Source organism: Bradyrhizobium sp. CB1015 (assembly GCF_025200925.1).
In the GTDB taxonomy this organism is placed as follows: Bacteria; Pseudomonadota; Alphaproteobacteria; order Rhizobiales; family Xanthobacteraceae; genus Bradyrhizobium.
Genome location: NZ_CP104174.1, coordinates 5,819,685 through 5,842,929, shown reverse-complemented (window position 1 = coordinate 5,842,929; position 23,245 = coordinate 5,819,685). Strand labels below are relative to the sequence as shown.

The following is a 23,245-nucleotide window of genomic DNA, read 5'->3' as shown; positions in this document are numbered from 1 at the left end:
CGGCAATGTCGGGTCAAACCATCAAGATCATCTGCGACGCGCGGCGGGCTGGACAGTCGGAGCCGGCCGATCTGCACGATCAGGCCGGCCATCACCGCTATTACGGCAGCTCGGCCGAGAATGGCGGCGAGCGGATCGTCGAGAGCCGGCGCGGCAAACGGCGGCGCGCGTTCAGCATCTTCGGCTTCTGAAGCCTCCCGGCAAGACCGGCGTTCAAATGGACGTCCTGCAGATATCAATTGCGGCGATGCCGTTCCTGCTCGCGCTGATGAGCCGGACGTGCAAGGCCATCGTCCCGTGCCTTCTGACGAGCCTGTTCACGGTGCTGCTCGGCGCGGAGCCGCACCGCGCGGTCGTGGCCTGGTGCGTCGGCATGCTGATCGCCGCCGTCGCGCTGCGCGAGCGGCTTCGCGCCGGCTGACGCAGCACTCGTCATTGCCCGCTCAAGACCTGCTTGACCAAGGCCGCGCGCAGTGCCGCGAGCTCGCCGCTCGCCTGCATCTGAGCGATGACCTTGCCAACCTCAGGCACCAGATCGCGATGGCGTTCATGCAGGTGGTGGTAGATGTGGATGCGCTCGAGCGGCGGTGAGAGCGGGTAGATCCTGGCCTGCAGATTGAGTTTCCTCACCGCGACGAGCCCGCTGAAGAGGTCGGTGACCATCACGTCGAAACGGTCGGCGTCGAGCATCCTGACCAAGTTCTCGAGGCTTGTGGTCGCCGTGACGCGGGCCATGCCGCGTGTGCCGGCTTCCGAGGAGCCGACGCCGCGGACGATGCCGATGCTGTAGTCCTTGATCGAATCCCAACCTGCGACCTCGAACCGGAGCTTGGTCGCGAACACCGCCGGCTCGATGTAGTTGATCGCCGGCGTGACCTGGACCAGCGTGGGGTAGTCGCGCGAGAGCGTACCGATCCGCTGGATCTCGCCGTCGACCTCGCCGGCGCTCGACAATGCGAGCGCGCGCTTGCCAGGCACGTCCTCGAACTCCAGCCTGATGTTCAGCTTGGCGTAGACGGCCCGCAGCATCTCGCCGCCAACATATTGATCGGGGATGTCGGCGATGCGCGCCAGCCGGATCGTGTCTTGCGCCAACGCAGGGGCGGCGGCGAGCAGCGACAGGCAGGCGACGGCTAGCCGCCACATCAGGCGTCTCCTTCGGCCGTGCATCGCTACCTCAGGATTCGAATGCCGGCGCGATCCACCGCAAGTTGGCGCCTGCACGCCGGCCGCAACGATCATTGCCCGCGCGTTACGCGAGCCATACCGGACTTTCACCGATGTCATTCTAGCACGGGCAGTGGTAGTTTGCCCAGGAGTCCTGCTGCGGGGCGGAAGAGGTGACTTGCCGACCTCACGCTCGCGGGCCGAGGGGATGTCGCTTGCATCGGTGACGAGACGGGCGTCTCAACCCATGGATTGCTCGGACTGCAATCGCTCGACCGGAGCAGCGAGCCGCCATTTCGGGGACATGGTGCATGGCCAACGCAGGTGACGAGGACGCCAAGCGCAGCCGTGCCATCGCGCCGATGGCGGCGAAGCCGGGTCTGACCGACATCGACGCGCTTGCGCCTTCGATGCTCGCATCGCTGCCGGCACGACTCTTCAACTGGTCGCGCAGCGGCGTCGGGCCGCGGCTGCTCGCGGCCGTGCTGCTGTTCTCTTCGGCCGTGACGCTGACGCTGACCGCGCTCCAGCTCTATCTCGACTACGATCGCGAGGTCGCTCTCATCGAGACGCGGCTCGACGAGATCGGCCGCAGCACGACCGGCAGTCTCGGCGAAAGCCTGTGGAATCTCGACCAGAACCAGCTCAAGCTCCAGCTCGAAGGTATCCTGCGGCTGCCCGATATCCGCGCCGCCGAGGTGCGCGAGATTGCCGACCGTCCCAATCCGATCCGCATCGCGGTCGGCGAGCCGGGCACGCGTTCGATCGTCACGCGCGACTATCCCTTGAACACCATCGTCCAGGGGACCGCTCGCCCAATCGGCGTGCTTCACGTCGAGGCCACGCTGAGCGAGGTCTATCAGCAATTGCTGAACCGGGCCCTGGTCATTCTGGCGAGCCAGGCCGCGAAGACCTTCCTCGTCTCGCTGTTCATCATCTACATGTTCCATCTGCTGGTGACGCGGCATCTGGTGGCCATCGCCGAGTTCGTCAGCAAGTATAACCTGGCGCGGCCGCCGCCGCCTTTACGTCTGGAGCGCCGGCCGCCTTACGACCCCGACGAGCTGGACAAGGTGATCGAGGCCTTCAACGCGATGTGCGCGAACCTCCAGCAGGCCTATGGCGAGCTGCGCGAGGCCAATGCAAATCTCGAGCGCGACCTGAGCATCCGCCGGCGCGCTGAAGAGGACGCCCGGGCGAGCGAAGAACGTTTCCGCGACTATGCCGAGACCGCGTCCGACTGGTTCTGGGAAACCGGACCGGATCATCGCTTCACCTACATATCGGAGCGGGCTGGTGCCTTCGGCATCGACTACAGGGCGCTGATCGGCAAGCGTCGCACCGACGCCGCGTTCGATCACGATGCCGAGCCGGGAAAATGGCGCGCGCACCTCGCGACCCTCGAACGTCATGAGCCGTTCCGGAAGTTCGAATATCGCGGCCGCGACGCCGCCGGGCGGGTGCATCATTTCAGCGTCAACGGCCAGCCGGTCTTCGCGAGCGACGGACGCTTCATGGGTTATCGCGGCTCCGCGACCGACCTCACCAAGCAGCACGAGACCGAGGAGCGGCTGCGTCAATCGCAGAAGATGGACGCGATCGGCCAGCTCACCGGCGGCGTGGCGCACGATTTCAACAACGTGCTGACGGTCATCACCGGCACGATCGAGATCATCCAGGAGGGGCTTGCGGACAAGCCCGAGCTGGCCGCGATCGCGCAATTGATCGACGATGCGGCCGCGCGCGGGGCGGAGATCACCTCGCAGCTCCTGACCTTCGCGCGCCGCCAGCCGCTGGAGCCGCGCGAGATCGACGTCAACGCCCTCGTGGTCGAGACCGCGAAGCTGCTCAGGCCGATGCTCGGCGAGCAAATCGAGATCGAGACGCGGCTCGCCGACGGGGCCTGGTCGGCGATGGTGGATCCGTCGCAGCTGTCCTCCGCGATCGTCAACCTCGCCGTCAATGCGCGCGACGCGATGCCGGGCGGCGGCAAGCTCACCCTCGAGACCGCGAACCGCGAGCTCGACGGCACGGGGACCGCCGGCGAGGGTGTGCGCGGTGCCTTCGTGATGGTTGCAGTCGGCGACACCGGTCACGGCATTCCGGCCGACATCCGCGAGCGCGTATTCGAGCCGTTCTTCACCACCAAGGGGGTCGGCCGCGGCACCGGGCTGGGGCTGAGCATGGTCTACGGCTTCGCCCGCCAGAGCGGCGGCGCCGTCGCGATCGAAAGCGAGGAGGGGCGCGGCACCGTGATGCGGTTGTTCCTGCCGCGGGCAAAGGGCGAGGCGGTGGCCAGGACGCCGCCGGTTCAGGCGCCCGCCACGGCGCGCGGGCAGGAGACGATACTCGTGGTGGAGGACGATCCGCTGGTCCAGGGCTATGTCATCGCGCAACTCGGCGGCCTCGGCTATCGCACTCTCGCTGCGAGCGACGGCGCGTCCGCGCTGGCGCTGGTCGACCAGGGCGCCAGATTCGATCTCCTGTTCACGGACATCATCATGCCCGGCGGCATGAACGGGCATGAATTGGCCGAAGCCGTCAGGCTCCGCCGGCCGGGCGTGAGGGTGCTCTACACCTCCGGCTATACCGACAACACCATCGTCCACGAAGGACATCTCGATCCCGGCGTGGCGCTGCTGTTCAAGCCATACCGGAAGGCGGAGCTGTCGCAGAAGATTCGCGAGGTGCTGGCCGGCGAGCCGCCCGCCTGAGCTAGCGCATGATCCGGAAAAGTGTGAAGCGGTTTTCCGAAAAGATCATGCTCAAACAACAACCTAAAGCGCGATGACGATTCATCCTAATCGCATCGCGCTTTAGCAGCGACAGACGAAAAAGGCGCGGCGGGGAGGCCCCGTCGCGCCCGATTTCTTGCTCGCTGGTCCAGGGCTGAGAGCGCCCCGATGCCAAGCCCAAATCAAAGCCTAGCGGGCGATCCCAGCGAGGTGACAGCGCTTGAGATAAGACACTGGATCACCTCCTTTCGTTGGTTGCGGAAGTCTTCAATATAGGCGGCGATCCCCGGGCTGTTAAGGGGCGGGGTGGCCAAGTCGGAACCAGCCGTCTGCGCAAGGCCCCGCAAAGCCGCCGTCCGGGCAGTTGAGGCCGCCGCCGAGCCGTGTTAGGGGATCGCCCGACGCGGGTGTAGCTCAATGGTAGAGCAGCAGCCTTCCAAGCTGAATACGAGGGTTCGATTCCCTTCACCCGCTCCAGTGTTTTCAGTCACTTAGCGCAACATCTTGCAACAACAAAGGCGCTGGCGGCAACGTCTCTGCCTAAAGTTGCAAATGTGTGCGAAATATCGAATGACGATCGCACGTCAGCAATGGACCTCTAACGGACGCCGAAGGAATGGTGGCGGCGGCAAAGATGATACTCCATGCTTGGAAGGTTCATCGGGCGACCTGCTACCTGCTTGGCGACTCGATAGGGCGAAAGACCTCGAGCGGCGAGTGACTGGACCGAGGATTCGACCCACGAAGGAAACGCTGAAGGCTATTTTAGGATTGCCAAGGGGTATTCACTTAAGGTCATGAGCGGAGATCCTGAGGACATCCAAGCAAGGCTTGGAGCTGAGCGAATTGCCCTCGTCCATGCCGCTGGCGAGTGCCTGATGGCGTGGGCCTCATTCGAATTCTATCTTCACGAAATGTTCGTATCGGAGGTCATTCTTGATTCGAAAAACCCGCAGCGGTATGTACTCGCGCGCGGTGTGTGGTCTGTCGTCGTAAGCTTTGAAGCCCGCCTCAAGCTTGTCGATGTGGCTATAAAATCGAACATTCGTGACGAGCAAGTGCTCAGAGATTGGAAGTTGCTCCGCTCCCATATTCTTCGAATCTCCGCTCTCAGAAACGAGATTGCCCATGGGGCGGCGGTCAATTTCGACAATCGGCAAATGATGATCCAACCCTATTTGACTGTTATTAATTCCAAGGCGAAGCCGCTCGATCATGCCGAAATTGTTAACCGGAGACTTAGCTTCATAGAGACACAGGCCGGCATTGACTGGCTTTCTCTTTGCATTTCTGCTCTGAGGCGACCTGACGTAAGAGAGCACTTTGCAGACCGCGTGCAGGCGCCGCCCGATCTTGTTGTTCGACTTCGAGTTCAAGCAGAACGCAGCCGTGGTAAAATCCGTGAAGCCTCAGACGCTAAGGCTGGGAACACCGGCAGCCCTTGAAATCCGCTTCGCTGCCAAGCTTCGCATCTTTCTCCAGCGTTCCAAGTTCGAATGCGAGGGGTCAGGTCCCTTGCCGCTCCAGATCACTGAAGCTTGCAAGGTGATGCCTTTCGGATAAGCCATTCTCGGTCCAAGGACACGTTTGAGACGAATTGCTGCCTTTTCTGCGTCTAATCCTATTCCTCGTCTCCTTGCTCGCGTTCCTTCCGCGCGCGATCGACCGCGCCGCCTTGAGGCTGTCCGCTGACCTTTACGCCGGGCAGATGATCGACCTTGTTCTTGTCGGCCTCGTCGGCGCGCTGAAGTTCGCGATCGATGATGTCGCGTGAACCTTCGGCGGGACACGGAGGAACCTTCGTCATGAGCGGGCGTTCGCCGTAGACGTCAGGGCGAAAGTCACGAGGTCAATCGTGCAAGACGACGTGCGCGTGCGTTCCACCGCGCAGGCGGGTCATCCGATTCATCCGATGCTGGTGCCGATCCCGATGACGTGTTTTGTCGGGGCGCTGCTGACCGACATCGCCTATGTCGCCAGCGCCGAGATCATGTGGGCAAATTTTTCGGCCTGGCTGCTGCTCGCAGGAATCATCTTCGGCGTGCTGGCGGCGATCGCGGGTCTGACCGATTTCCTCGGCAACCGGCGGGTAGGGGCGCAGGCGCCGGCCTTTGCCTCGGGCCTGCGGCACCCGCGCTCGGTTTACGTCCTGCCCAACGGCGACGTGCTGGTGGTGGAATCCAAGGCGCCGAAGGGCGCCCCGATCAAGCGGCCCAAGGAGATCGTGATGGGCTTCATCGAGTCCTGGGCGACCTCCGGCGGCGAGGGCGGCGAGAGCAACCGCATCACGCTGCTGCGCGACAGCAATGGCGACGGCGTGCCGGAGACGCAAAGCGTCTTCCTCGACCATCTCAACTCGCCGTTCGGCGTCGCGCTGGTCGGCAACGATCTCTACGTCGCCAATACCGATGCCATCGTCAGATATCCCTACACGGAAGGGGACACCAAGATCACCGTATCAGGCACGGTGCTGACGCCGCTGCCGGGCGGTCCGATCAACCATCACTGGACCAAGAGCCTGGTTGCCAGCCCCGACGGCTCGAAGCTCTATGCAGGCGTCGGCTCCAACAGCAACATCACCGAGAACGGGATGGAGGCCGAGCACAACCGCGCCGCAATCCTCGAGATCGATCGTTCCAGTGGCCGCTGGCGCGTGTTCGCAAGCGGCCTGCGCAACCCCAACGGCCTCAGCTTCGAGCCGCAGACCGGCGCATTGTGGACGGTGGTCAACGAGCGCGACGAGCTCGGTCCCGATCTCGTGCCCGATTACATGACCTCGGTGAAGGACGGCGGCTTCTACGGCTGGCCCTACAGCTATTTCGGCCAGCACGTCGATCCCCGCGTCAAGCCGGAGCGGCCGGATCTCGTCGCCAGGGCGATCGTGCCCGATTATGCGCTGAGCTCGCATGTCGCCCCGCTCGGGCTCGCCTTCAACACCGGGACCAGCCTGCCGGCCGGCTATCGGGGCGGCGCCTTCGTCGGCGAGCACGGCAGCTGGAACAGGCAGGTGCTGAGCGGCTACAAGGTCGTGTTCGTGCCGTTCACGGACGGCAAGCCGAGCGGCCCGCCGCAGGACGTCGTCACGGGGTTCCTCAACAGCGACAATCAGGCGCGCGGCCGCCCGGTCGGTGTCGCCATCGACAAATCAGGCGCGCTGTTGGTCGCGGACGACAGCGGCAACACGGTCTGGCGGGTGAGTGCGACCCATCCGCAGCTGACGCAACGTTAAGCCCGGTACCGCGTTGAGAGGTCAGACGATCTTTCGAAAGCCAGGAGTTGGACAATGGGTCTCGCTCAATACGCCATCGTGCCGGTGCAGGATGAATGGGGCGTGCTGCATGACGGCGACGTCAAGAGCCGGTACGCCACCAAGGAAGCCGCCTTCGAGTCCGCGGTCGCCGCGGCCTCCCTGGCCCTTCGCGAGGGACACGAAGTGCATGTCAGCGTGCCCGGCCGCGAAGCCGGCGACAACGCGCTCGGTGTATAGAACCGCAGCACCGCGTTCGAGACAAGGAGGCCGCGATGACCAAGCCCCGTGAGCCCAACGGCGTCGAGCCATCCCGCTCCGAAGACGACATCCAGCGCGAACAGCTCGGCCCGCGCGGCGTGCCGGGCGCGCCTGATCCGGCCAAGATGACGCCGCAGCGCGAGAAGAAGACGCCGAAGCACATCGATCCCGGCCACACCGCGTGACGCGGCTCCGCCGCGGCTAACCGATCAGACGATCGACCGCACGCGCCGCGCGTCAATCCCCATCATCTCCGCATGGGCATTTGAAATCGAGGCAGTCGGCTTCGAGGTCATCGCGCGTGCCGCCGCCGGCCTCCGAGCATAGCCGCTGCCCGGGCGTCCGCCGCTGCCATAACATCATGTTAGGTTTATCGCATAACTGGGTAATTGTGTTATCCAGGCGAAAGCCTATGCTCCTCCTCACTCAAGACACCGATCGGCAGTGCCAAGCGCTCGCGGAGCTCCGCAGAGCGCGTGGGGATTGCTGCCCAATTTTCCAACGAAGCCCGCCAACGGGACGTCAACAAACAAAACAGATCGGGAGGAAATTCTCTGATGGCTACCACGCGTGCGATCCATGACATGAGTCAGTCCAGAAAGGCTGCTGCAAGCGGCTGGATCGGCTCGGCTCTCGAATATTACGACTTCTTCATCTACGCGACGGCGGCGTCGCTGATCTTCCCGCAGATCTTCTTCCCCTCCGACAATCCCACCGTCGCGATCGTCGCATCGCTTGCGACCTATGGCGTCGGCTACGTCGCGCGGCCGATCGGGGCCTTCGTGCTCGGTCATTGGGGCGACACGCATGGCCGCAAGACCGTGCTCATCGTCTGCATGTTCCTGATGGGCGTTTCGACCATGGCCGTCGGTTTGCTGCCGACCTATCAGCAAGCCGGCATCCTGGCGCCGATCCTGCTCGTGATGTTGCGCCTCGTGCAGGGATTTGCCGTGGCCGGCGAAATCTCCGGCGCGAGCTCGATGATCCTGGAGCACGCGCCGTTCGGCCGGCGCGGCTTCTATGCGAGCTTCGCTCTTCAGGGCGTGCAGGCCGGACAAATTCTCGCGGCAGCCGTCTTCCTGCCGCTGGCGGCCTACATGCCGACCGAGGCCTTCAACAGCTGGGGCTGGCGGATCCCGTTCCTGCTCAGCTTCTTCGTCATCGTCGCCGGCTACATTATCCGCCGCGAAGTCGACGAAACGCCGGCCTTTGCCCGAGAGGAGAAACGGGGAGAAACGCCGCGGGCTCCGATCGTCCAGGCCATCCGCTTGAGCTGGCCCGACATGCTCCGGGTCATCTGCATGGCGCTGATGAACGTGATTCCGGTCGTTGCGACCATCTTCGGCGCGGCCTACGCGGTGCAGCCGGCCTATGGCATCGGCTTTGCGAAAGACGTCTATCTCTGGATCCCGGTGCTCGGCAACATGCTGGCCGTGTTCGTCATTCCCTTCGTCGGCCATCTCTCCGACAAGGTCGGCCGCAAGCCTCCGATCATCGTGGGCGCGCTGCTCTCCGGCCTGCTCGCCTTCGGCTATCTCTATGCCATCAGCATCCGGAACGTGCCGCTCGCGATCCTGCTGTCGCTGCTGATGTGGGGCGTCGTCTATCAGGGCTACAACGCGATCTTCCCGAGCTTCTATCCGGAGCTGTTTCCGACCCGCACCCGGGTCTCGGCGATGGCGATCTCGCAGAACATCGGCACCACCATCACCGCATTGCTGCCTGCGTTGTTCGCGACAGTGGCGCCTCCCGGCTCGGCCAACATTCCCCTGACGGTCGGGGCGATCGCCTTCGGCATCACGGTCATCGCGGCGCTGGCGGCTGTCACGGCCCGCGAAACCTATCGGATCAGGATCGACGATCTCGGTAATCCCAATGCCGTTCCGATGGCTCGGACCGATTACGAGCGGCAGCGTGCGGCAGCAGCAGGCCGGGCGACCGCACTTCCGACCTGATCCGGACGAACACGGCCCTGTCGCTGCGATTGACCAATGTTGCGGCGGCAGGGTTTCACGCGTAGCAAGACGAGCCGAACGTTGTGCGCCCGAGCGCGAAGATCATGAGGTCGCTGGATGAACCCCGCTGTCATTGCCGTCGCCATCACCGGCTCCGTTCCGCGCAAGAAGGACAATCCGGCGGTGCCGATCCTGCCCTCCGAGCAGATCGAATCGACGCACCAGGCCTTCGAGGCGGGCGCCACGCTTGCGCATATCCATGTCCGCAACGACGACGAGACGCCGTCCTCCGATCCCGAGCGTTTTGCCCGGGTGCAGGAGGGGATCAAGAAGCATTGTCCGGGAATGATCGTCCAGTTCTCGACCGGCGGGCGCGGCCGCGATCCCTCGGCGCGCGGATCGGCGCTCTACCTCAAGCCCGACATGGCCTCGCTCTCGACAGGGTCGGTGAACTTTCCGACCATCGTCTACGAGAACAGCGCCGCGCTGGTCGAGACGCTCGCCACCGGCATGAAGGCGAACAGCATCCGGCCGGAGATCGAGATCTTCGATCTGTCGCATCTGCATGGCGCCCGCCGCCTGATCGAGGCGGGCCTCATCGACGCGCGTCCGCACGTGCAGTTCGTCATGGGCGTCAAGAACGCGATGCCGGCGGACGAGCATGTGCTCGACATTCTCCTGGGCGAGCTCAGGCGGCTGATCCCGAAGGCAACCTGGACCGCAGCCGGAATTGGCCGCCATCAGGCCGAGGTCATGGGCTGGGCGCTGGCCCGCGGCGCGGACGCGGTCCGCACCGGGCTTGAGGACAATATCCGCATCGACAAGACGCGCCTCGCGGCCAGCAATGCCGAGCTCGTGACCTTGGCCTGCGAGGCGGTCGCGCGCCACGGCCGGCGCGTTGCGACAGCGACCGAAGCGCGATCGCTGCTCGCCATCGCAGAATAGGGCGACTTTCCCTATCCTGACATGCTCCCGGCTGCCGCCTGCCATTCGGCGGCCGGCGTTCCCGTGCGCGGAGTCTCCGAGTAGACAGGAGTTACAGGCGTACTCGGCGCCTGCCGGGCAGGCGACGTTTGGAATGCAGTTGTTGAAATCTGACCGCAGGCTCATCGGGGTCCTGCTGGTGCTTGCGATCACGCAGCTCATTGGATGGGGCACGATCGGGCTGCCCGCCATCGTCGGGCGCGACCTCGCCGCCGATCTCGACATGAGCCTGCCGGCGGTGTTCGCCGGGACGTCCGTTCTCTACGTCTCGATGGGGCTGTGCGGCCCGTTGCTCGCCAAGTCGTTTGCGCGGCACGGAGCGCGGCCGGTCATGATGGTCGGCACGATCGTCACTGCGCCGGGCTTCGTGCTGCTGTCGCTCGCGCGCGAGCCGATGCTCTATTTCGCCGCATGGATCGTCCTCGGCATCGCCGGCAGCGCAACGCTGTCGACCGGCGCCTATATCATGCTGAACGAGATCGCGGGACGGCAGGCCAAGAACGCGATCGGCGCGCTGATGCTGGTGACGGGCCTGTCCAGCAGCATCTTCTGGCCGACGACCTCGTTCCTGAGCGGTCACCTCGGCTGGCGGGGGACGTGTCTGGTCTATGCGGCGATGATGCTCCTCGTCAGCCTCCCGCTCTATGCCTTCGGCGCGCCGCGCCGGAAAATCGCAAAGGACGATGGCGCCGCGCCGGCGAGGCGATCGCCGCCGCCCGCGATTGCACGGAGCACGTTCGGCCTCGTCGTCGCCGCGATCACGCTGAACGCCTTCGTCAATTTCGGCATCGGCGCGATCCTGATCGAGCTGTTGCGGGCGGAGGGGCTGGCGCCGGCTCAGGCGCTTTTGTTCGGCTCGATGCTGGGCGTGATCCAGGTCAGCGCCCGCGGGCTGGATTTCCTCGGCGGCGGACGATGGGACGGCATCACGACCGGGCTCGTCGCGGGCAGCGCATTGCCGGTCGCCATGCTGCTGCTGATGACGAGCGAGGGCGCCACCTGGGCGGTCGCGGTCTTCATCCTGCTCTATGGCGCCGGCAGCGGCGCGATGGCGGTGGCGCGGGCGACCATCCCACTCGTGTTCTACGACCAGGACGAGTTCGCCAAGGCGATGTCGATGATCGCGCTGCCGCTCAATCTGGCCTCCGCGATCTCGCCGCCGCTCCTCGTCGGCCTGCTCACGGCGTTCGGCAGCCGAGGCGCGCTCGGCCTTACGCTGGTGTTCTCCTGCGCGACGGTGCTGATCCTCGTTCTGCTCGCTCGGCGCCGGCCGCGGATGCCGGTGGTTGCGACCTGAGCCGATCACGCAATATTCGCGGCGCGGAAAGTTTGCGGACGGCGATCGCCTCCGGCCCCGGGAGGAGATAGCCGTATGCCGCCAGTGCAGTGCTCAGGGCGCGAAAATGGTGGTATCCGCAGGAAGCGCGGCCTCGCGATCCCGCCGCCGCGCCAAGATTTAGTTCCCCGGAGGAAATCGACATGTCGGCCCTGCCGCTCTCAGGCATCAAGATCCTTGACCTCACCCGCGTGCTGGCCGGGCCGCTGTCGGCCCAGATGCTGGGCGATCTCGGCGCGGAGGTGATCAAGATCGAGCGGCCTGGCACCGGCGACGATGCGCGCGCCTTCGGCCCGCCTTACCTGACTGACCCCGAGGGCAAGGCCAACAACAACAATTCGTTCTATCTCTGCGCCAACCGCAACAAGAAGTCGGTCACCGTCAACATCGCCAAGCCCGAAGGGCAGGCGATCGTCCGTGAGCTCGCCAAGGACGCCGACGTCTTCATGGAGAATTACAAGGTCGGCGATCTCAAGCGCTACGGCCTCGACTACGAGACCATCAAGGCGATCAATCCCGGCATCATCTATTGCTCGGTGACCGGCTTCGGCCAAACCGGACCCTATGCGCCGCGCGCCGGCTACGACGCCATCCTGCAGGCGATGGGCGGGCTGATGAGCGTCACCGGCCATATCGACGGCGAGCCGGGCGAGGGCCCGATGAAGGTCGGCCCGTCGATCGTCGACTACATGACCGGCATGAACGCCTCGATCGGAATTCTCTCGGCGCTCTATCATCGCGATGCCAGGGGCGGGCAGGGGCAGCACATCGACGTCTGCCTGTTCGATACCGTGATCGCATCCTTGTCGCACTGGCTGCAGATCTACCTCGTCAACGGCAAGACGCCGCCGCGCCGCGGTACCTGGGGCAATGGCGGCATGCCGGCCGGTGTGTTCCGCTGCGCCGACGGCGAGCTGATGCTGGTGGTCGGCAATGACGGCCAGTTCCAGCGCACCTGCGCCGTGCTCGGCGAGCCCGAGCTCGCGAACGATCCGCGTTTCGTCAAGAACAACGACCGCGTCGTGCACGGCAAGGAGATCATGGCGATCTTCGCCGGCTTGTTCCTGAAGCAGCCGGTGGCCTACTGGCTGGAGAAGCTGGAGGAGGCCGGCGTACCCTCGGGGCCGATCAACAATTTCGAGCAGGTGTTTTCCGACCCGCACGTCCAGTCGCGCGGCATGCGGGTGAAGGTCAACCATCCCTTCGAGCCCGATCTGTCGCTGGTCCGCAACGCGCTCACCTTGTCGGAGACGCCGATCAAGGACTACCGCGCCCCGCCGCTGCTCGGGGAGCACACCAAGGAGGTGCTCGGCGGCAAGCTCGGCTATGATGCCGGCAAGATCGAGCAGCTGAAGGCGCACGGCATCATCTGACGCACTCTTCCGTGCCTCGTGCCGAGACGCCGGGATTCAAGCGCAGCGCGACTGTTGCGACAGGACGCGCGCGCCATGCCGGGCTTGCGTGAAGCTTGCCCGCAATCCCCAAGTGATCCCGGACCGTAGTCGCACAGGCTTCCGCTTTGCCTCCGACTATGATCCGATCTCTCCACTTGAGTCCGGGGAGGGAAGTGAATGTCCTACACGATCGGGTTCCAGGCCAAGGAACAAAAGACCATTCTGGCGACCGAGGCGGCCACCGCCAACCAGGCCGTCGCCATCATTGCCGCGCTGCGGCAGAGCGCCGACGAGATCAAGTTCATCCGCTCACCGCAGGAAGGTGAGATGGGCATCGAGATGCTGCTGCTGCTCGCCAAGGAAGAGGCCGAGGAGATGCCGCAGCGGGCGTAACCGCGCCCGGCGATCATTCTTCGATCAGATCGACTGCATCGCCCTGATGCGAGGTGATCCTGCCTCTGCTCCCAAGCGGGCAAGGGAGCGCGCCATCACAGCGAACGAGAGTCCATCTCTTCTGTCTCAGCGCGCGTCGCGCGCCAATGCGCGCGCCGGCGCCCTCGGCTCCGTCCGCCCCGCCGTCAGCGCCATCGTCGCCACGCTGACGACGCGCGCGACCACGTCCTCGACATTATCGAGATCGCATTTGCCTTCCGACAGCTTGGTCAGCCGCTCGCTCTCGCGGATGGTGTGATGCGCCATGGCGAGCGCGAAGTTGAGGCCCCAGTAGATGTCGACGTCGCTGCGGTCGGGCAGGGACCGTCGCATCGCGCCGGCGAACTTGCGCAAATGGTCGATCTCGCGGTTCTTGATGCGCCGGATCGGCGGCACGGACTCAATCGAGGCGCGGATCATGAAGCGCGCGGCGGTCGAGCGCTGGTTCTCCGGCCCCAGGCAACCGCGCAAGGTCGGCCCCACCAGCGCGCGCAGGATTACCTCGATCGGCGCGCGGCCGCCGCCTTCTTCCTCAGCGGCCTTCAATTCGCGCAGGCGCTCGCGGTTGGTGGCGATCGACCGCGAGACGAACAGTTCCGCGATCAGCTCGTCCTTCGAGCCGAAATGATAGTTCACTGCGGCGAGGTTGACGCCCGCCTCCGCGACGATGTCGCGCAGCGTCACGTCGCCGAAGCCGCGATCGGCATAGAGCCGTTCGGCGGCGGCGAGAATGGCAGACCTCGTATGATCGCTGGCCATGGATGCCCTCGGGGAGGGGAGTTGCAATTCAAACAGTTGTATGAAACTATCGTTTGAAGGCCGGGAAAAGTCAATCCGCATTCGGGACTCGTTCGCAAAAGCGGCCGGGTTTCGACAGGTCCGCAAGGACGCGCATTCGCGCTTGCGGGCTGCGCAAAGCGGGAGGACAGTCCGGCGCAAAAGCACTTGCGAAAGAGAGGAGCGTCCCATGGACTTCGATATGTCGCCCAAGCAGAAGGAATGGCTCGACCGCGTGCGGTCCTTCATGGCCAAGCACGTCCGCCCGGCGGTGCCGATCTACGATCAGCAGGACAAGAGCGGCGACCGCTGGAAGGTGATCCCGGTCCTCGAGGACCTCAAGAAGAAGGCCAAGGCCGAAGGCCTCTGGAACATGTTCATGCCGCCGAGCGAGCATGAGGACGACGAATTCCGCGGCGCGGGACTGACTAATCTCGAATACGCGCTTTTGTCGGAAGAGATGGGCCGCATCACCTGGGCCTCGGAAGTGTTCAACTGTTCCGCGCCCGACACCGGCAACATGGAAGTGTTCATCCGCTACGGCACCAAGGAGCAGAAGCGGAAATGGCTGCGCCCGTTGATGGACGGTGAGATCCGCTCCGCCTTCCTGATGACGGAACCTGCGGTCGCTTCGTCCGACGCCACCAACATCGAGACCCGTATCGAGCGCGACGGCGACCATTACGTCATCAACGGCCGCAAATGGTGGTCGTCCGGCGTCGGCGATCCCCGCTGCAAGGTCGCGATCCTGATGGGCAAGACCGATTTCAAGGCGGCCAAGCATCAGCAGCAGTCGCAGATCCTGGTTCCGCTCGACACGCCAGGCATCAAGGTCGAGAAGATGCTGCCGGTGTTCGGCTTCGACGACGCGCCGCACGGCCATGCCCAGGTGCTGCTCGAGAACGTGCGCGTGCCGAAGGAGAACATCCTGCTCGGCGAAGGCCGCGGCTTCGAGATCGCGCAGGGCCGTCTCGGTCCGGGCCGTATCCATCACTGCATGCGCACCATCGGCAAGGCCGAGGAGGCGCTGGAGAAGATGGTGAAGCGGCTCGCCTCGCGCACCGCGTTCGGCAAGAAGATCGTCGAGCACAGCGTGTGGGAGCAGCGCATCGGCGAGGCCCGCACCAACATCGAGATGACGCGTCTTCTGTGCCTCAAGGCGGCCGACATGATGGACAAGGTCGGCAACAAGACCGCGCAGGCCGAGATTGCCATGATCAAGGTCGCCGCGCCCAACATGGCGCTGAAGATCATCGACGAGGCGATCCAGGCCTTCGGCGGTGCAGGCGTGTCGGACGAAGCGGGCCTTGCCAAGGACTACGCCCACATCCGCACGCTCCGTCTCGCCGACGGTCCGGACGAGGTGCACAACCGCGCCATTGCCAGGCTCGAACTTCGGAAGTATGCAAACTCTACCACGCACTAAAACAGGGGAGGGCTGCGTGCTCCCCGCACCGTCATTCCGGGGCGATGCGTAAGCATCGAACCCGGAATCTCTTCCGGGCTGGTCCTTCGGGCCATCCCGGAATGACCGACAAGAAAAAGAGGGAGCGTCATCGTGGCTGACGGCGTCAGAAAGGACGAAGAATTCTCGGGCACCAAGCCGGTCGAGGAGCGGCATCGTTTCGACGAGATGCGCCTCGAAGCCTGGATGCGCGAGCACGTCGAAGGCTTCGAAGGCCCGCTGGTCGTGCTGCAGTTCAAGGGCGGCCAGTCCAACCCGACCTATCGCCTCGACACGCCGAACCGCTCCTACGTGATGCGCCGCAAGCCGTTCGGCAAATTGCTGCCGTCGGCACACGCGGTCGATCGCGAATATCGCGTCATCGCGGCCCTTGGAAAGCAGGGCTTTCCGGTCGCGCATGCCTACGCGCTGTGCCAGGACGACAGCGTCATTGGTGCCGCCTTCTACATCATGTCGATGGAGGAGGGGCGCGTGTTCTGGGATCCGACGTTGCCGAGCCAGGACAACGATGCGCGCCGAAAAATCTTCACCAGCAAGATCGAGACGCTGGCCAAGCTCCACATGTTCGATCCCGACGCAATCGGGCTCGGCGACTTCGGCAAGCCCGGCAACTACTTTGCCCGCCAGATCGATCGCTGGACCAAGCAATATCGCGCGTCCGAGACCCAGCACATTCCGGAGTTCGAGAAGGTCGCCGAATGGCTGCCGAAGACGGTGCCGGAGCAGGCGCGCGTCTCGATCGTCCACGGCGACTATCGCCTCGACAACATGATCTTCCACGCGACGGAACCGCGCGTGCAGGCCGTGCTGGACTGGGAGCTGTCGACGCTCGGCGATCCCATGGCCGACTTCACCTACCTCTTGATGCAATGGATCATGCCGGGGCTGGAGGGAGCCGACCTCAAGGCGCTCAACATCCCGAGCCTGGAAGAGGCCGCGCAGATCTATTGCAACGTCACCGAGATGACGGTGCCCGATCTCAACTGGTACTTCGCCTACAATTTGTTCCGTCTCGCCGGCATCACCCAAGGTATCGCCGGCCGCGTCCGCGACGGCACCGCCGCCAATGCCAAGGCGCTCGAATCCGCCAAACGCACGGTGCCGCTGTCGCAGGCCTCATGGGAATACGCGCAGAAGGCGGGCGCGGTGTAGGACGAAAGGCGCGGCCGATGTGGCCGCGCCTTCTTCATTGTTGCCACTCTGCTTCTGCATACTTGCTGTCATTGCCCGCGAAAGCGGGCAATCCAGTATCCCGAGCTCGCTCCACCAGTCATTGCGAGCGGAGCGAAGCAATCCAGAATCCTTCCGCGGAGGCAGTCTGGATTGCTTCGTCGCTTCGCTCCTCGCAATGACGACGAGCTACCCCTTCGCGCAATGCGCGATCAGCCTCTCCACAAACCCTGCGCATTGCTCCAGCTCCGCCATCTCCACGAACTCATCCGGCGTATGCGCCTGCGCGATCGCGCCGGGACCGATCACCACCGACGGGATATCGGCGATGCTGGCGAACAGGCTCGCCTCGGTGCCGAACGCGACCTTGGCGTGGTCGTTGCGCCCTGCAAGGCTCTTGGCCAGCGTGACGATCGCGGCGTCGGCGGCGGCGTCGAGCGCGGGATAGTCGAGGATCTCCTCGAAATCGATGCCGCAGTCCGGATGTCTCGCCTTCATCGCCGGCTCGATCTCGGCCTTGGCCCAGGCGACGATCGCATCGGTCACCTCTTTGGACTCGGTGATGCCGATGCCGCGGCATTCGAAATCCACGGTGCAGGTGTCAGGCACGATGTTCAGCGCCGCGCCGCCATGCACGATGCTGGTGAGCAGCGTCGAATGCGGCACGTCGTAGAGGCTGTCGGCCGATCGCACGGCCGCGAGCGCCACGGCGCGCCGGCGGATCTCGACGATCAGCTCGGCGGCATATTCGATCGCATTGACGCCGTCGGGCGCGATCGAGGAATGACGTGCGAGCCCGCGGAACGTGGCGCGCACGCCGTGCTTGCCCTTGTGGCCGATGATGACCTGCATCTGGGTCGGCTCGCCGATGAAGGCACCGAACGGCCTGATCGTCTTCTTCGCGACCTCGTGCAGCATCGGCCTCACGCCGACGCAGCCGATCTCCTCGTCATAGGAGATCGCCAGATGAATCGGTGTCTTGAGTCTCGCCTCCACCATCTCCGGCACCATGGCAAGGCACACCGCGACAAATCCCTTCATGTCGGTGGTGCCGCGGCCGTAGAGCTTGCCGTCGCGCTCCACCAGCTTGAACGGATCATGGCTCCAGTCCTGGCCCACGACAGGCACCACATCGGTATGGCCCGACAGCACGAAGCCCGGCCGGTCCTCCGGCCCGATCGTGACCCAGAGCGACGCCTTCTCGCCGGTCGCGTCGACGATGCGCTCGCCCTTGATGTCGAATCCGGCGAGATAGCTTTCGATATGGGCAATCAGGGGCAGGTTGGTGCGGTCGCTGACGGTGTCGAACGAGACGAGGTCGGCGAGGAGTTTTCGGATACGGTCGGGTCTTGAGCTTGGCATTTGTCATGTTCTGTTGGAGAGCAGGAAGGCTGAGGCGCCTGCAGGAACCATACCAACGTGGCGGGCAGTGGCGCAAATCAGCACAGTGCCGTAGCTCGGATGGAGCCAACGGGTCGCGCGAATGCGCGCCCGATGACAGGCTCCGCGCAATCCGGGACCGCTGTGGGCGCCGGCGAGATTCCCGGATTACGCTGCGCTCCATCCGGGCTACAAGGCTACAACACCTTGCGTTGCCCGACGGGCAAAACAGCCAATTCATGGGTCAACGCGTTCGATCGACAATATTCTGCTTTACCGAAATTCGGAAATCTCGTATGTGTCGGCTCAACCCGGCCCAAGGAAGAGGGGCGTATCGCGATCGTCACGAACGCGGGCCGGGCGGCGGTGGACGCGGGCCACATCGGCGCGAAAAGCTTTGCAGGGCGGAGAGCCGTGAGCGAAGACCTCGTGCCAACGACGGGTGCGGTTCGCGTACGGCAAAATCGTGTGGTCCTGGCGCCCGGGGTCTGTGCGCCAAGTCTTGCGGTGATGCGTGTTGCCCGACCGGGCGATGCGCATCAGCCATCCGCAAGGCGATGGGGGCAATAGTGCATCGCTCCCCAGGGAGAGCACGACATAAGCCGTTCCAACCACTGCGCAGGGAAGGCCGGGATGTATCCGGTTGCCCTGTTACCCGCTGTGCGCAGCACACGCAGTCTGCTCTTGGCATAGCGGTCAATGGGAGCCAGCCGGCTCCCGGTCTTCCCTGCGCCCTTGTGCCCCCGAAATCTGGCAGGATGTGGCAACGGGCGGTTGGATCAGAACCGCCCGTTGCCGGAACTGAGCCCGTTGCGCCCAAAGGCGACAGAGCCTGCTAAAGAGCAAGGGACAGCTCCGGTGTCTTCCTCAACCCGAACAGTTGCAAGGGCTGCGAGCCCGTACCAGGCAAGGAAGGGAGTGGATGATGACACAAGACGATCTGGTTGTCGTCGGCATCGATGTCGCCAAAGACAAGATTGATGCGTGCATTCGGGCCGTAACGGAGCGGAAGACTTGCCCAACAACCGCGGCGGGGCGACGGAGCTTGATTGCATGGCTTCGCAAGCATCGGGTCGGCAAGGCAGTGATGGAGGCAAGCGGCGGCTACGAGCGGGTATGGGCCAAGGCGTTGCGCCAAGCAGGGCTGGAAGTACGGATCGTCGATCCCAAACGGGTTCGCCATTTTGCGGAATCGGCGGGACGCCTTGCGAAAAACGACAAGATCGACGCGGAGATGATCTCCTGGTTCGCCGAGACATTCAGCGAGGCTCCCAGCCAAGTCGACAATCCCGCTCACGAGGAGATGAAGGCACTGGTGAGGGGACGCCAAGGCCTGATTGACGTCAGGGCTCGCCTGGAAATGCAGAAGGAGCATGAAGCGCCGGCCCTTGTTCGGAAGGCTCGCGCGCGTCTTCTTAAGAAGCTAGCTGACGAAATCGCCGCGCTCGATACCGCGATCGCGGCGACGATCAAGACAACGCCGGACTTTGCCAAACGCGCCGAGATCATCCAGAGCGTACCAGGCTTTGCTGAGGGGACCGCAATGGCGCTGCTTGGAGGACTACCGGAGCTGGGGCAGGTGAGCGATGAAGTTGCCGCCGCGTTGGTGGGCGTTGCTCCTTATGACGACGATAGCGGCAAACGTCGAGGTGAACGCTGCATCAAGGGTGGCCGCCGCTGGGTGCGAAATGCCCTTTACATGCCCTGCGTCGGCGCCGCGACGCTGAACAATCCGGTGTTCAAGGCCTTCTATGAACGCCTGATTGCCAAGGGCAAGCCGCCAAAGATCGCGATCGTCGCCTGCATACGCAAGCTGATCATCATCCTCAACACCATGATCGCTCGCGGCGAGACGTGGGATCCGAAAAGATACAGGGTGGCTTGACGAGCGCGTCTATCTCGCGCTCGGACTTCGGCCGAGCGCATGCCCAGCCCAAAGACCGGCGTGCAGACGGGGTCAAGGCCGTCAGCCGCCGAAGGCGGGGGTGCGCCAGCACCAGCCTTGAGCCCGTCTGATCGCCGGTCTACTCCGACCCCAGTTGCTTTTCATGTGAGGGTGAGGCATCGAAGCAAAGCTCGGGCGAGATGCGCCGCGAGGATGCGAAGGCGTGCCTGCGAGGCGTAGGATGGGTAGAGCGCAGCGAAACCCATCGCCTTTCGTCTGGGGGGAAGCATGATGGGTTTCGCAAGTGCTCTACCCATCCTACGAATCGGCACCGGACTCCGTCATTGCGCGACACGCCCCTCTCGTGCCCCGGACGCTGCGCAGCACGAAGTGATGCGCTGCAGAGCCGGGGCCCATGCAGCAGCGAGCGACGTAGCCTGCTTGGTCCCGGCTCTGCGCCGCAACGCTCGCGCGCTGCGTCGCGTCCGGGACACGAGACCATTGTTAAACCGGCTTGCCCGTATACGGCATCGATGCCGTCAAACCGCCATCCACCGGGAACGCCTGGCCGTTCACATACGACGCCTCGTCGCTCGCCAGGAACAGTCCCATCGCCGCGAGCTCATGCGGCTGCCCCGCCCGCTTGAGCGGATTGAGCTGGCCGATCTTGTCGGCGGTGCCGCGCTCCTTGGCGCGGTCGAAGATCGGCTTGGTCATGCCGGTCTCGATCAGGCCGGGGCAGACCGCATTGATGCGCACGCCGGTGCCGGTGAGCGAATAGGCCGTCGTTTGCACCAGGCTGATCACGCCGGCCTTGCTCGCGGCATAGGGATGCCCGCTCGCGCCGGCCTTGAGACCGGCAACGGAGGCGGTCAGCACGATTGCGCCGGACTGCTGCTTGACCATGTGCGGCATGGCGTATTTCACCGCGAGAAACGGCCCGATCAAATTGACGCGCAGGATTTCCTGCCAATGCTCGACGGTCTGCTCCGCGAGCGGAACGAGTCCGCCGGAGACGCCGGCATTGGCCCAGATCACGTCGAGCCGGCCGTGCGTCTTCACGGCCTTGTCGATCATTGCGATGACGTCCTTTTCGGAGCCGGCATCCGCAACCATCGCTTCCGCGACACCGCCGGCCTTCTTGATCTCCTCGACCGTCTCCTTCACCGCCTCGGTGCGATCGACCGCGATCAGCTTGCCGCCTTCCCTGGTGAACAGCAGCGCAGCCGCACGGCCGATGCCGCTGCCGGCGCCGGTGATGATGACGGATTTGCCTTGCAGACGGCTCATGCGTTTCTCCCTTTTGCTCGCGCACGACGCTTGCCGTGCGACGGAATTTCAAACAAGATTTCAAACGGCAAAGTGTCTTGAGACACGTTCGCTACTCACGTACAGCGACATCAGACGGGATGGAAGGGTTTCGATGGCAGGTGCAGACAAGCCGAACGTGGTCGTCACGCGGTGGTGGTGGGTCCGTCACGCGCCGGTGCGCAATGACGGCGGCAACATCTACGGGCAGAGCGACATCGCCTGTGACACCAGCGATAGCTATGTGTTCAATGCTGTTGCCAAGGTGCTGCCACGCCAGGCGGTCTGGTATTCGAGCAATCTGATGCGCACCCATCAGACCGCCGAGGCGATCTGGGCCGCAGGTTTTCCAAAACCGGCAGCGATGAAGCGGGAGGCGGATCTCGCCGAGCAGAATCTCGGCCGCTGGCAGGGCATGAACCGGGCTCAGTTCATTGCCAGCCGCCCCGTTGGCGCCAGCTGGTTCGCCGACATCAACGAGCCCGCGCCCGGCGGCGAAAGCTTCATGGACCTCTACAACCGCACGCGCCGCACCATCGAGCGGATCAACGCCGAGGCGGCCGGGCAGGACATCATCGCAGTGGCGCATGGCGGCACCATCAGGGCGGCGGTGGGTCTCGCGCTCGGCGGGCAGCCGGAGCGCGGGCTGTCATTCGACATCGACAATTGCTCGGTGACGCGGCTGGATTATTTTGCGAGCCCCGATCGCACGGTCTGGCGGCTGCCGATGGTCAATCAGCAGCCGTGGATTGCGGATCCCGCGCACGCGGCGATGCATCAGCCGGCGGGACCGGAAGTCAAGAAGCTGGCTTAAGGTGAACCGTCATTCCGGGACGGTCCGCAGGACCGGACTATGGTGCGCAGTTGCGCACCTGAGAATCTCGAGATTCCGGGTTCGATGCTTCGCATCGCCCCGGAATGACGTTGAAGATAAAAACTGATTTGGGAGAGAAACATGACCTTGTTCGACATGAAGGGGAAAGTCGCCGTCATCACCGGTTCGACGCGCGGCATCGGGCTCGCGATCGCCGAGCGCATGGCCGAGCACGGCGCCAAGGTGGTGATCTCCTCGCGCAAGGCCGACGTCTGCGAGCAGGTGGCGAACAGCATCAACGACAGATTCGGCAAGGACACCGCGGTCGCGATCGCCGCCAACATCTCGTCGAAGGAGAACCTGCAAAACCTCGTCGACGAGAGCAACCGTGCCTTCGGCAAGATCGACGTGCTGGTCTGCAATGCGGCGTCGAATCCGTATTACGGCCCGCTCGCCGGCATCTCCGACGATCAGTTCAGGAAGATCCTCGACAACAACATCGTCGCCAACAATTGGCTGATCTCGATGGTGGTGCCGCAGATGATCGAGCGCAAGGACGGCTCCATCATCATCGTCTCCTCGATCGGCGGCCTCAAGGGCTCGACCATCCTCGGCGCCTACGCCATTTCGAAAGCCGCCGACATGCAGCTCGCGCGCAACCTCGCCTGCGAATACGGCCCGCACAACATCCGCGTGAACTGCATCGCGCCGGGCCTGATCAAGACCGACTTCGCCAAGGCGCTGTGGGACAATCCGGAGAACCTGAAAGCCTCGACCTCGCGCTCGCCGCTCTTGCGCATCGGCATCCCCGACGAGATCGCCGGCGCGGCGGTGTTCCTGGGTTCGAAGGCCGGCGACTTCATGACCGGCCAGACCATGGTGATCGACGGCGGCGCGACGATTAGTTGAGGCGATGCTCTCGTGTCCCGGACAAG

Annotated in this window: 22 protein-coding genes and 1 tRNA gene; 18 read left to right on the top strand and 5 right to left on the bottom strand. The window is 64.2% G+C overall.

Features of this window, described 5'->3' with window-relative positions; all coding sequences use genetic code 11:
- Window positions 1-5 precede the first annotated feature (5 nt).
- Entirely contained in the window at window positions 6-191 is a 186-nt protein-coding gene (locus N2604_RS27280; protein WP_260371191.1) for a hypothetical protein, read from the top strand.
- A 26-nt stretch (window positions 192-217) separates the two neighbouring features.
- Window positions 218-421: a hypothetical protein gene (locus tag N2604_RS27275; RefSeq protein WP_260371190.1), complete on the top strand. Its 204-nt coding sequence runs from the start codon at window positions 218-220 to the stop codon at window positions 419-421.
- 11 nt (window positions 422-432) lie between these two features.
- Here the strand turns inward: N2604_RS27275 and N2604_RS27270 are convergent, their stop codons facing one another.
- Window positions 433-1,146, bottom strand: a complete 714-nt coding sequence (locus N2604_RS27270) for an ABC transporter substrate-binding protein (RefSeq protein WP_260371189.1) — start codon at window positions 1,144-1,146, stop codon at window positions 433-435.
- A 332-nt stretch (window positions 1,147-1,478) separates the two neighbouring features.
- On the opposite strand from N2604_RS27270, the gene N2604_RS27265 reads away from it, so the two are divergent.
- The 3 genes from N2604_RS27265 (at window position 1,479) to N2604_RS27255 (ending at window position 5,347) form a co-directional block, all read left to right on the top strand.
- Window positions 1,479-3,881, top strand: a complete 2,403-nt coding sequence (locus tag N2604_RS27265; RefSeq protein WP_260371188.1) for an ATP-binding protein — start codon at window positions 1,479-1,481, stop codon at window positions 3,879-3,881.
- A gap of 424 nt (window positions 3,882-4,305) precedes the next feature.
- A tRNA-Gly gene (locus tag N2604_RS27260) sits at window positions 4,306-4,379 on the top strand.
- Between the two features lie 320 nt (window positions 4,380-4,699).
- Window positions 4,700-5,347, top strand: a complete 648-nt coding sequence (locus tag N2604_RS27255) for a hypothetical protein (protein WP_260371187.1) — start codon at window positions 4,700-4,702, stop codon at window positions 5,345-5,347.
- A gap of 176 nt (window positions 5,348-5,523) precedes the next feature.
- Here N2604_RS27255 and N2604_RS27250 read toward each other — a convergent pair whose 3' ends face one another.
- A complete protein-coding gene (locus N2604_RS27250; RefSeq protein WP_260371186.1) occupies window positions 5,524-5,709 on the bottom strand; it encodes a hypothetical protein in 186 nt (61 codons plus the stop codon).
- A 48-nt stretch (window positions 5,710-5,757) separates the two neighbouring features.
- On the opposite strand from N2604_RS27250, the gene N2604_RS27245 reads away from it, so the two are divergent.
- The 8 genes from N2604_RS27245 to N2604_RS27210 all read left to right on the top strand — a co-directional run bounded on the left by N2604_RS27245 (window position 5,758) and on the right by N2604_RS27210 (window position 13,472).
- Window positions 5,758-7,131, top strand: a complete 1,374-nt coding sequence (locus tag N2604_RS27245; RefSeq protein ID WP_260371185.1) for a DUF2231 domain-containing protein — start codon at window positions 5,758-5,760, stop codon at window positions 7,129-7,131.
- A gap of 54 nt (window positions 7,132-7,185) precedes the next feature.
- The gene (locus tag N2604_RS27240; protein ID WP_061030115.1) at window positions 7,186-7,389 is read left to right on the top strand and encodes a hypothetical protein; all 204 of its coding nucleotides are present in this window, start codon (window positions 7,186-7,188) and stop codon (window positions 7,387-7,389) included.
- A gap of 35 nt (window positions 7,390-7,424) precedes the next feature.
- Window positions 7,425-7,595, top strand: a complete 171-nt coding sequence (locus N2604_RS27235; RefSeq protein WP_162832278.1) for a hypothetical protein — start codon at window positions 7,425-7,427, stop codon at window positions 7,593-7,595.
- 372 nt (window positions 7,596-7,967) lie between these two features.
- Entirely contained in the window at window positions 7,968-9,365 is a 1,398-nt protein-coding gene (locus N2604_RS27230) for an MFS transporter (RefSeq protein WP_260371184.1), read from the top strand.
- A 117-nt stretch (window positions 9,366-9,482) separates the two neighbouring features.
- On the top strand, window positions 9,483-10,310 hold the full coding sequence (locus N2604_RS27225) for a 3-keto-5-aminohexanoate cleavage protein (RefSeq protein WP_260371183.1): 828 nt from the start codon (window positions 9,483-9,485) through the stop codon (window positions 10,308-10,310).
- Between the two features lie 133 nt (window positions 10,311-10,443).
- Entirely contained in the window at window positions 10,444-11,646 is a 1,203-nt protein-coding gene (locus N2604_RS27220; protein ID WP_260371182.1) for an MFS transporter, read from the top strand.
- 182 nt (window positions 11,647-11,828) lie between these two features.
- Window positions 11,829-13,058, top strand: coding sequence for a CaiB/BaiF CoA-transferase family protein (locus tag N2604_RS27215; RefSeq protein ID WP_260371181.1), 1,230 nt, complete (start codon window positions 11,829-11,831; stop codon window positions 13,056-13,058).
- A 198-nt stretch (window positions 13,059-13,256) separates the two neighbouring features.
- A complete protein-coding gene (locus tag N2604_RS27210) occupies window positions 13,257-13,472 on the top strand; it encodes a hypothetical protein (RefSeq protein ID WP_260371180.1) in 216 nt (71 codons plus the stop codon).
- A 126-nt stretch (window positions 13,473-13,598) separates the two neighbouring features.
- Here N2604_RS27210 and N2604_RS27205 read toward each other — a convergent pair whose 3' ends face one another.
- A complete protein-coding gene (locus N2604_RS27205) occupies window positions 13,599-14,270 on the bottom strand; it encodes a TetR/AcrR family transcriptional regulator (protein ID WP_260371179.1) in 672 nt (223 codons plus the stop codon).
- A gap of 208 nt (window positions 14,271-14,478) precedes the next feature.
- Between N2604_RS27205 and N2604_RS27200 the strand changes: the two genes are divergently transcribed.
- Together N2604_RS27200 and N2604_RS27195 are read left to right on the top strand one after the other, a co-directional pair.
- On the top strand, window positions 14,479-15,714 hold the full coding sequence (locus N2604_RS27200; RefSeq protein WP_260371178.1) for an acyl-CoA dehydrogenase family protein: 1,236 nt from the start codon (window positions 14,479-14,481) through the stop codon (window positions 15,712-15,714).
- Between the two features lie 132 nt (window positions 15,715-15,846).
- On the top strand, window positions 15,847-16,905 hold the full coding sequence (locus tag N2604_RS27195) for a phosphotransferase family protein (RefSeq protein WP_260371177.1): 1,059 nt from the start codon (window positions 15,847-15,849) through the stop codon (window positions 16,903-16,905).
- Between the two features lie 207 nt (window positions 16,906-17,112).
- Here the strand turns inward: N2604_RS27195 and argE are convergent, their stop codons facing one another.
- Window positions 17,113-18,285: an acetylornithine deacetylase gene (argE, locus tag N2604_RS27190; RefSeq protein WP_260371176.1), complete on the bottom strand. Its 1,173-nt coding sequence runs from the start codon at window positions 18,283-18,285 to the stop codon at window positions 17,113-17,115.
- A gap of 898 nt (window positions 18,286-19,183) precedes the next feature.
- Here argE and N2604_RS27185 point away from each other — a divergent pair.
- Window positions 19,184-20,188: an IS110 family transposase gene (locus N2604_RS27185; RefSeq protein ID WP_260371175.1), complete on the top strand. Its 1,005-nt coding sequence runs from the start codon at window positions 19,184-19,186 to the stop codon at window positions 20,186-20,188.
- Between the two features lie 504 nt (window positions 20,189-20,692).
- Here N2604_RS27185 and N2604_RS27180 read toward each other — a convergent pair.
- Window positions 20,693-21,478, bottom strand: a complete 786-nt coding sequence (locus N2604_RS27180) for an SDR family NAD(P)-dependent oxidoreductase (RefSeq protein ID WP_260371174.1) — start codon at window positions 21,476-21,478, stop codon at window positions 20,693-20,695.
- 133 nt (window positions 21,479-21,611) lie between these two features.
- Between N2604_RS27180 and N2604_RS27175 the strand changes: the two genes are divergently transcribed.
- The gene (locus tag N2604_RS27175) at window positions 21,612-22,310 is read left to right on the top strand and encodes a histidine phosphatase family protein (RefSeq protein WP_260371173.1); all 699 of its coding nucleotides are present in this window, start codon (window positions 21,612-21,614) and stop codon (window positions 22,308-22,310) included.
- Between the two features lie 141 nt (window positions 22,311-22,451).
- Window positions 22,452-23,219 carry an SDR family NAD(P)-dependent oxidoreductase gene (locus N2604_RS27170; protein WP_260371172.1) on the top strand — a complete coding sequence of 256 codons (768 nt, stop codon included), beginning with the start codon at window positions 22,452-22,454 and terminating at the stop codon, window positions 23,217-23,219.
- The last annotated feature ends 26 nt before the right edge of the window (window positions 23,220-23,245 follow it).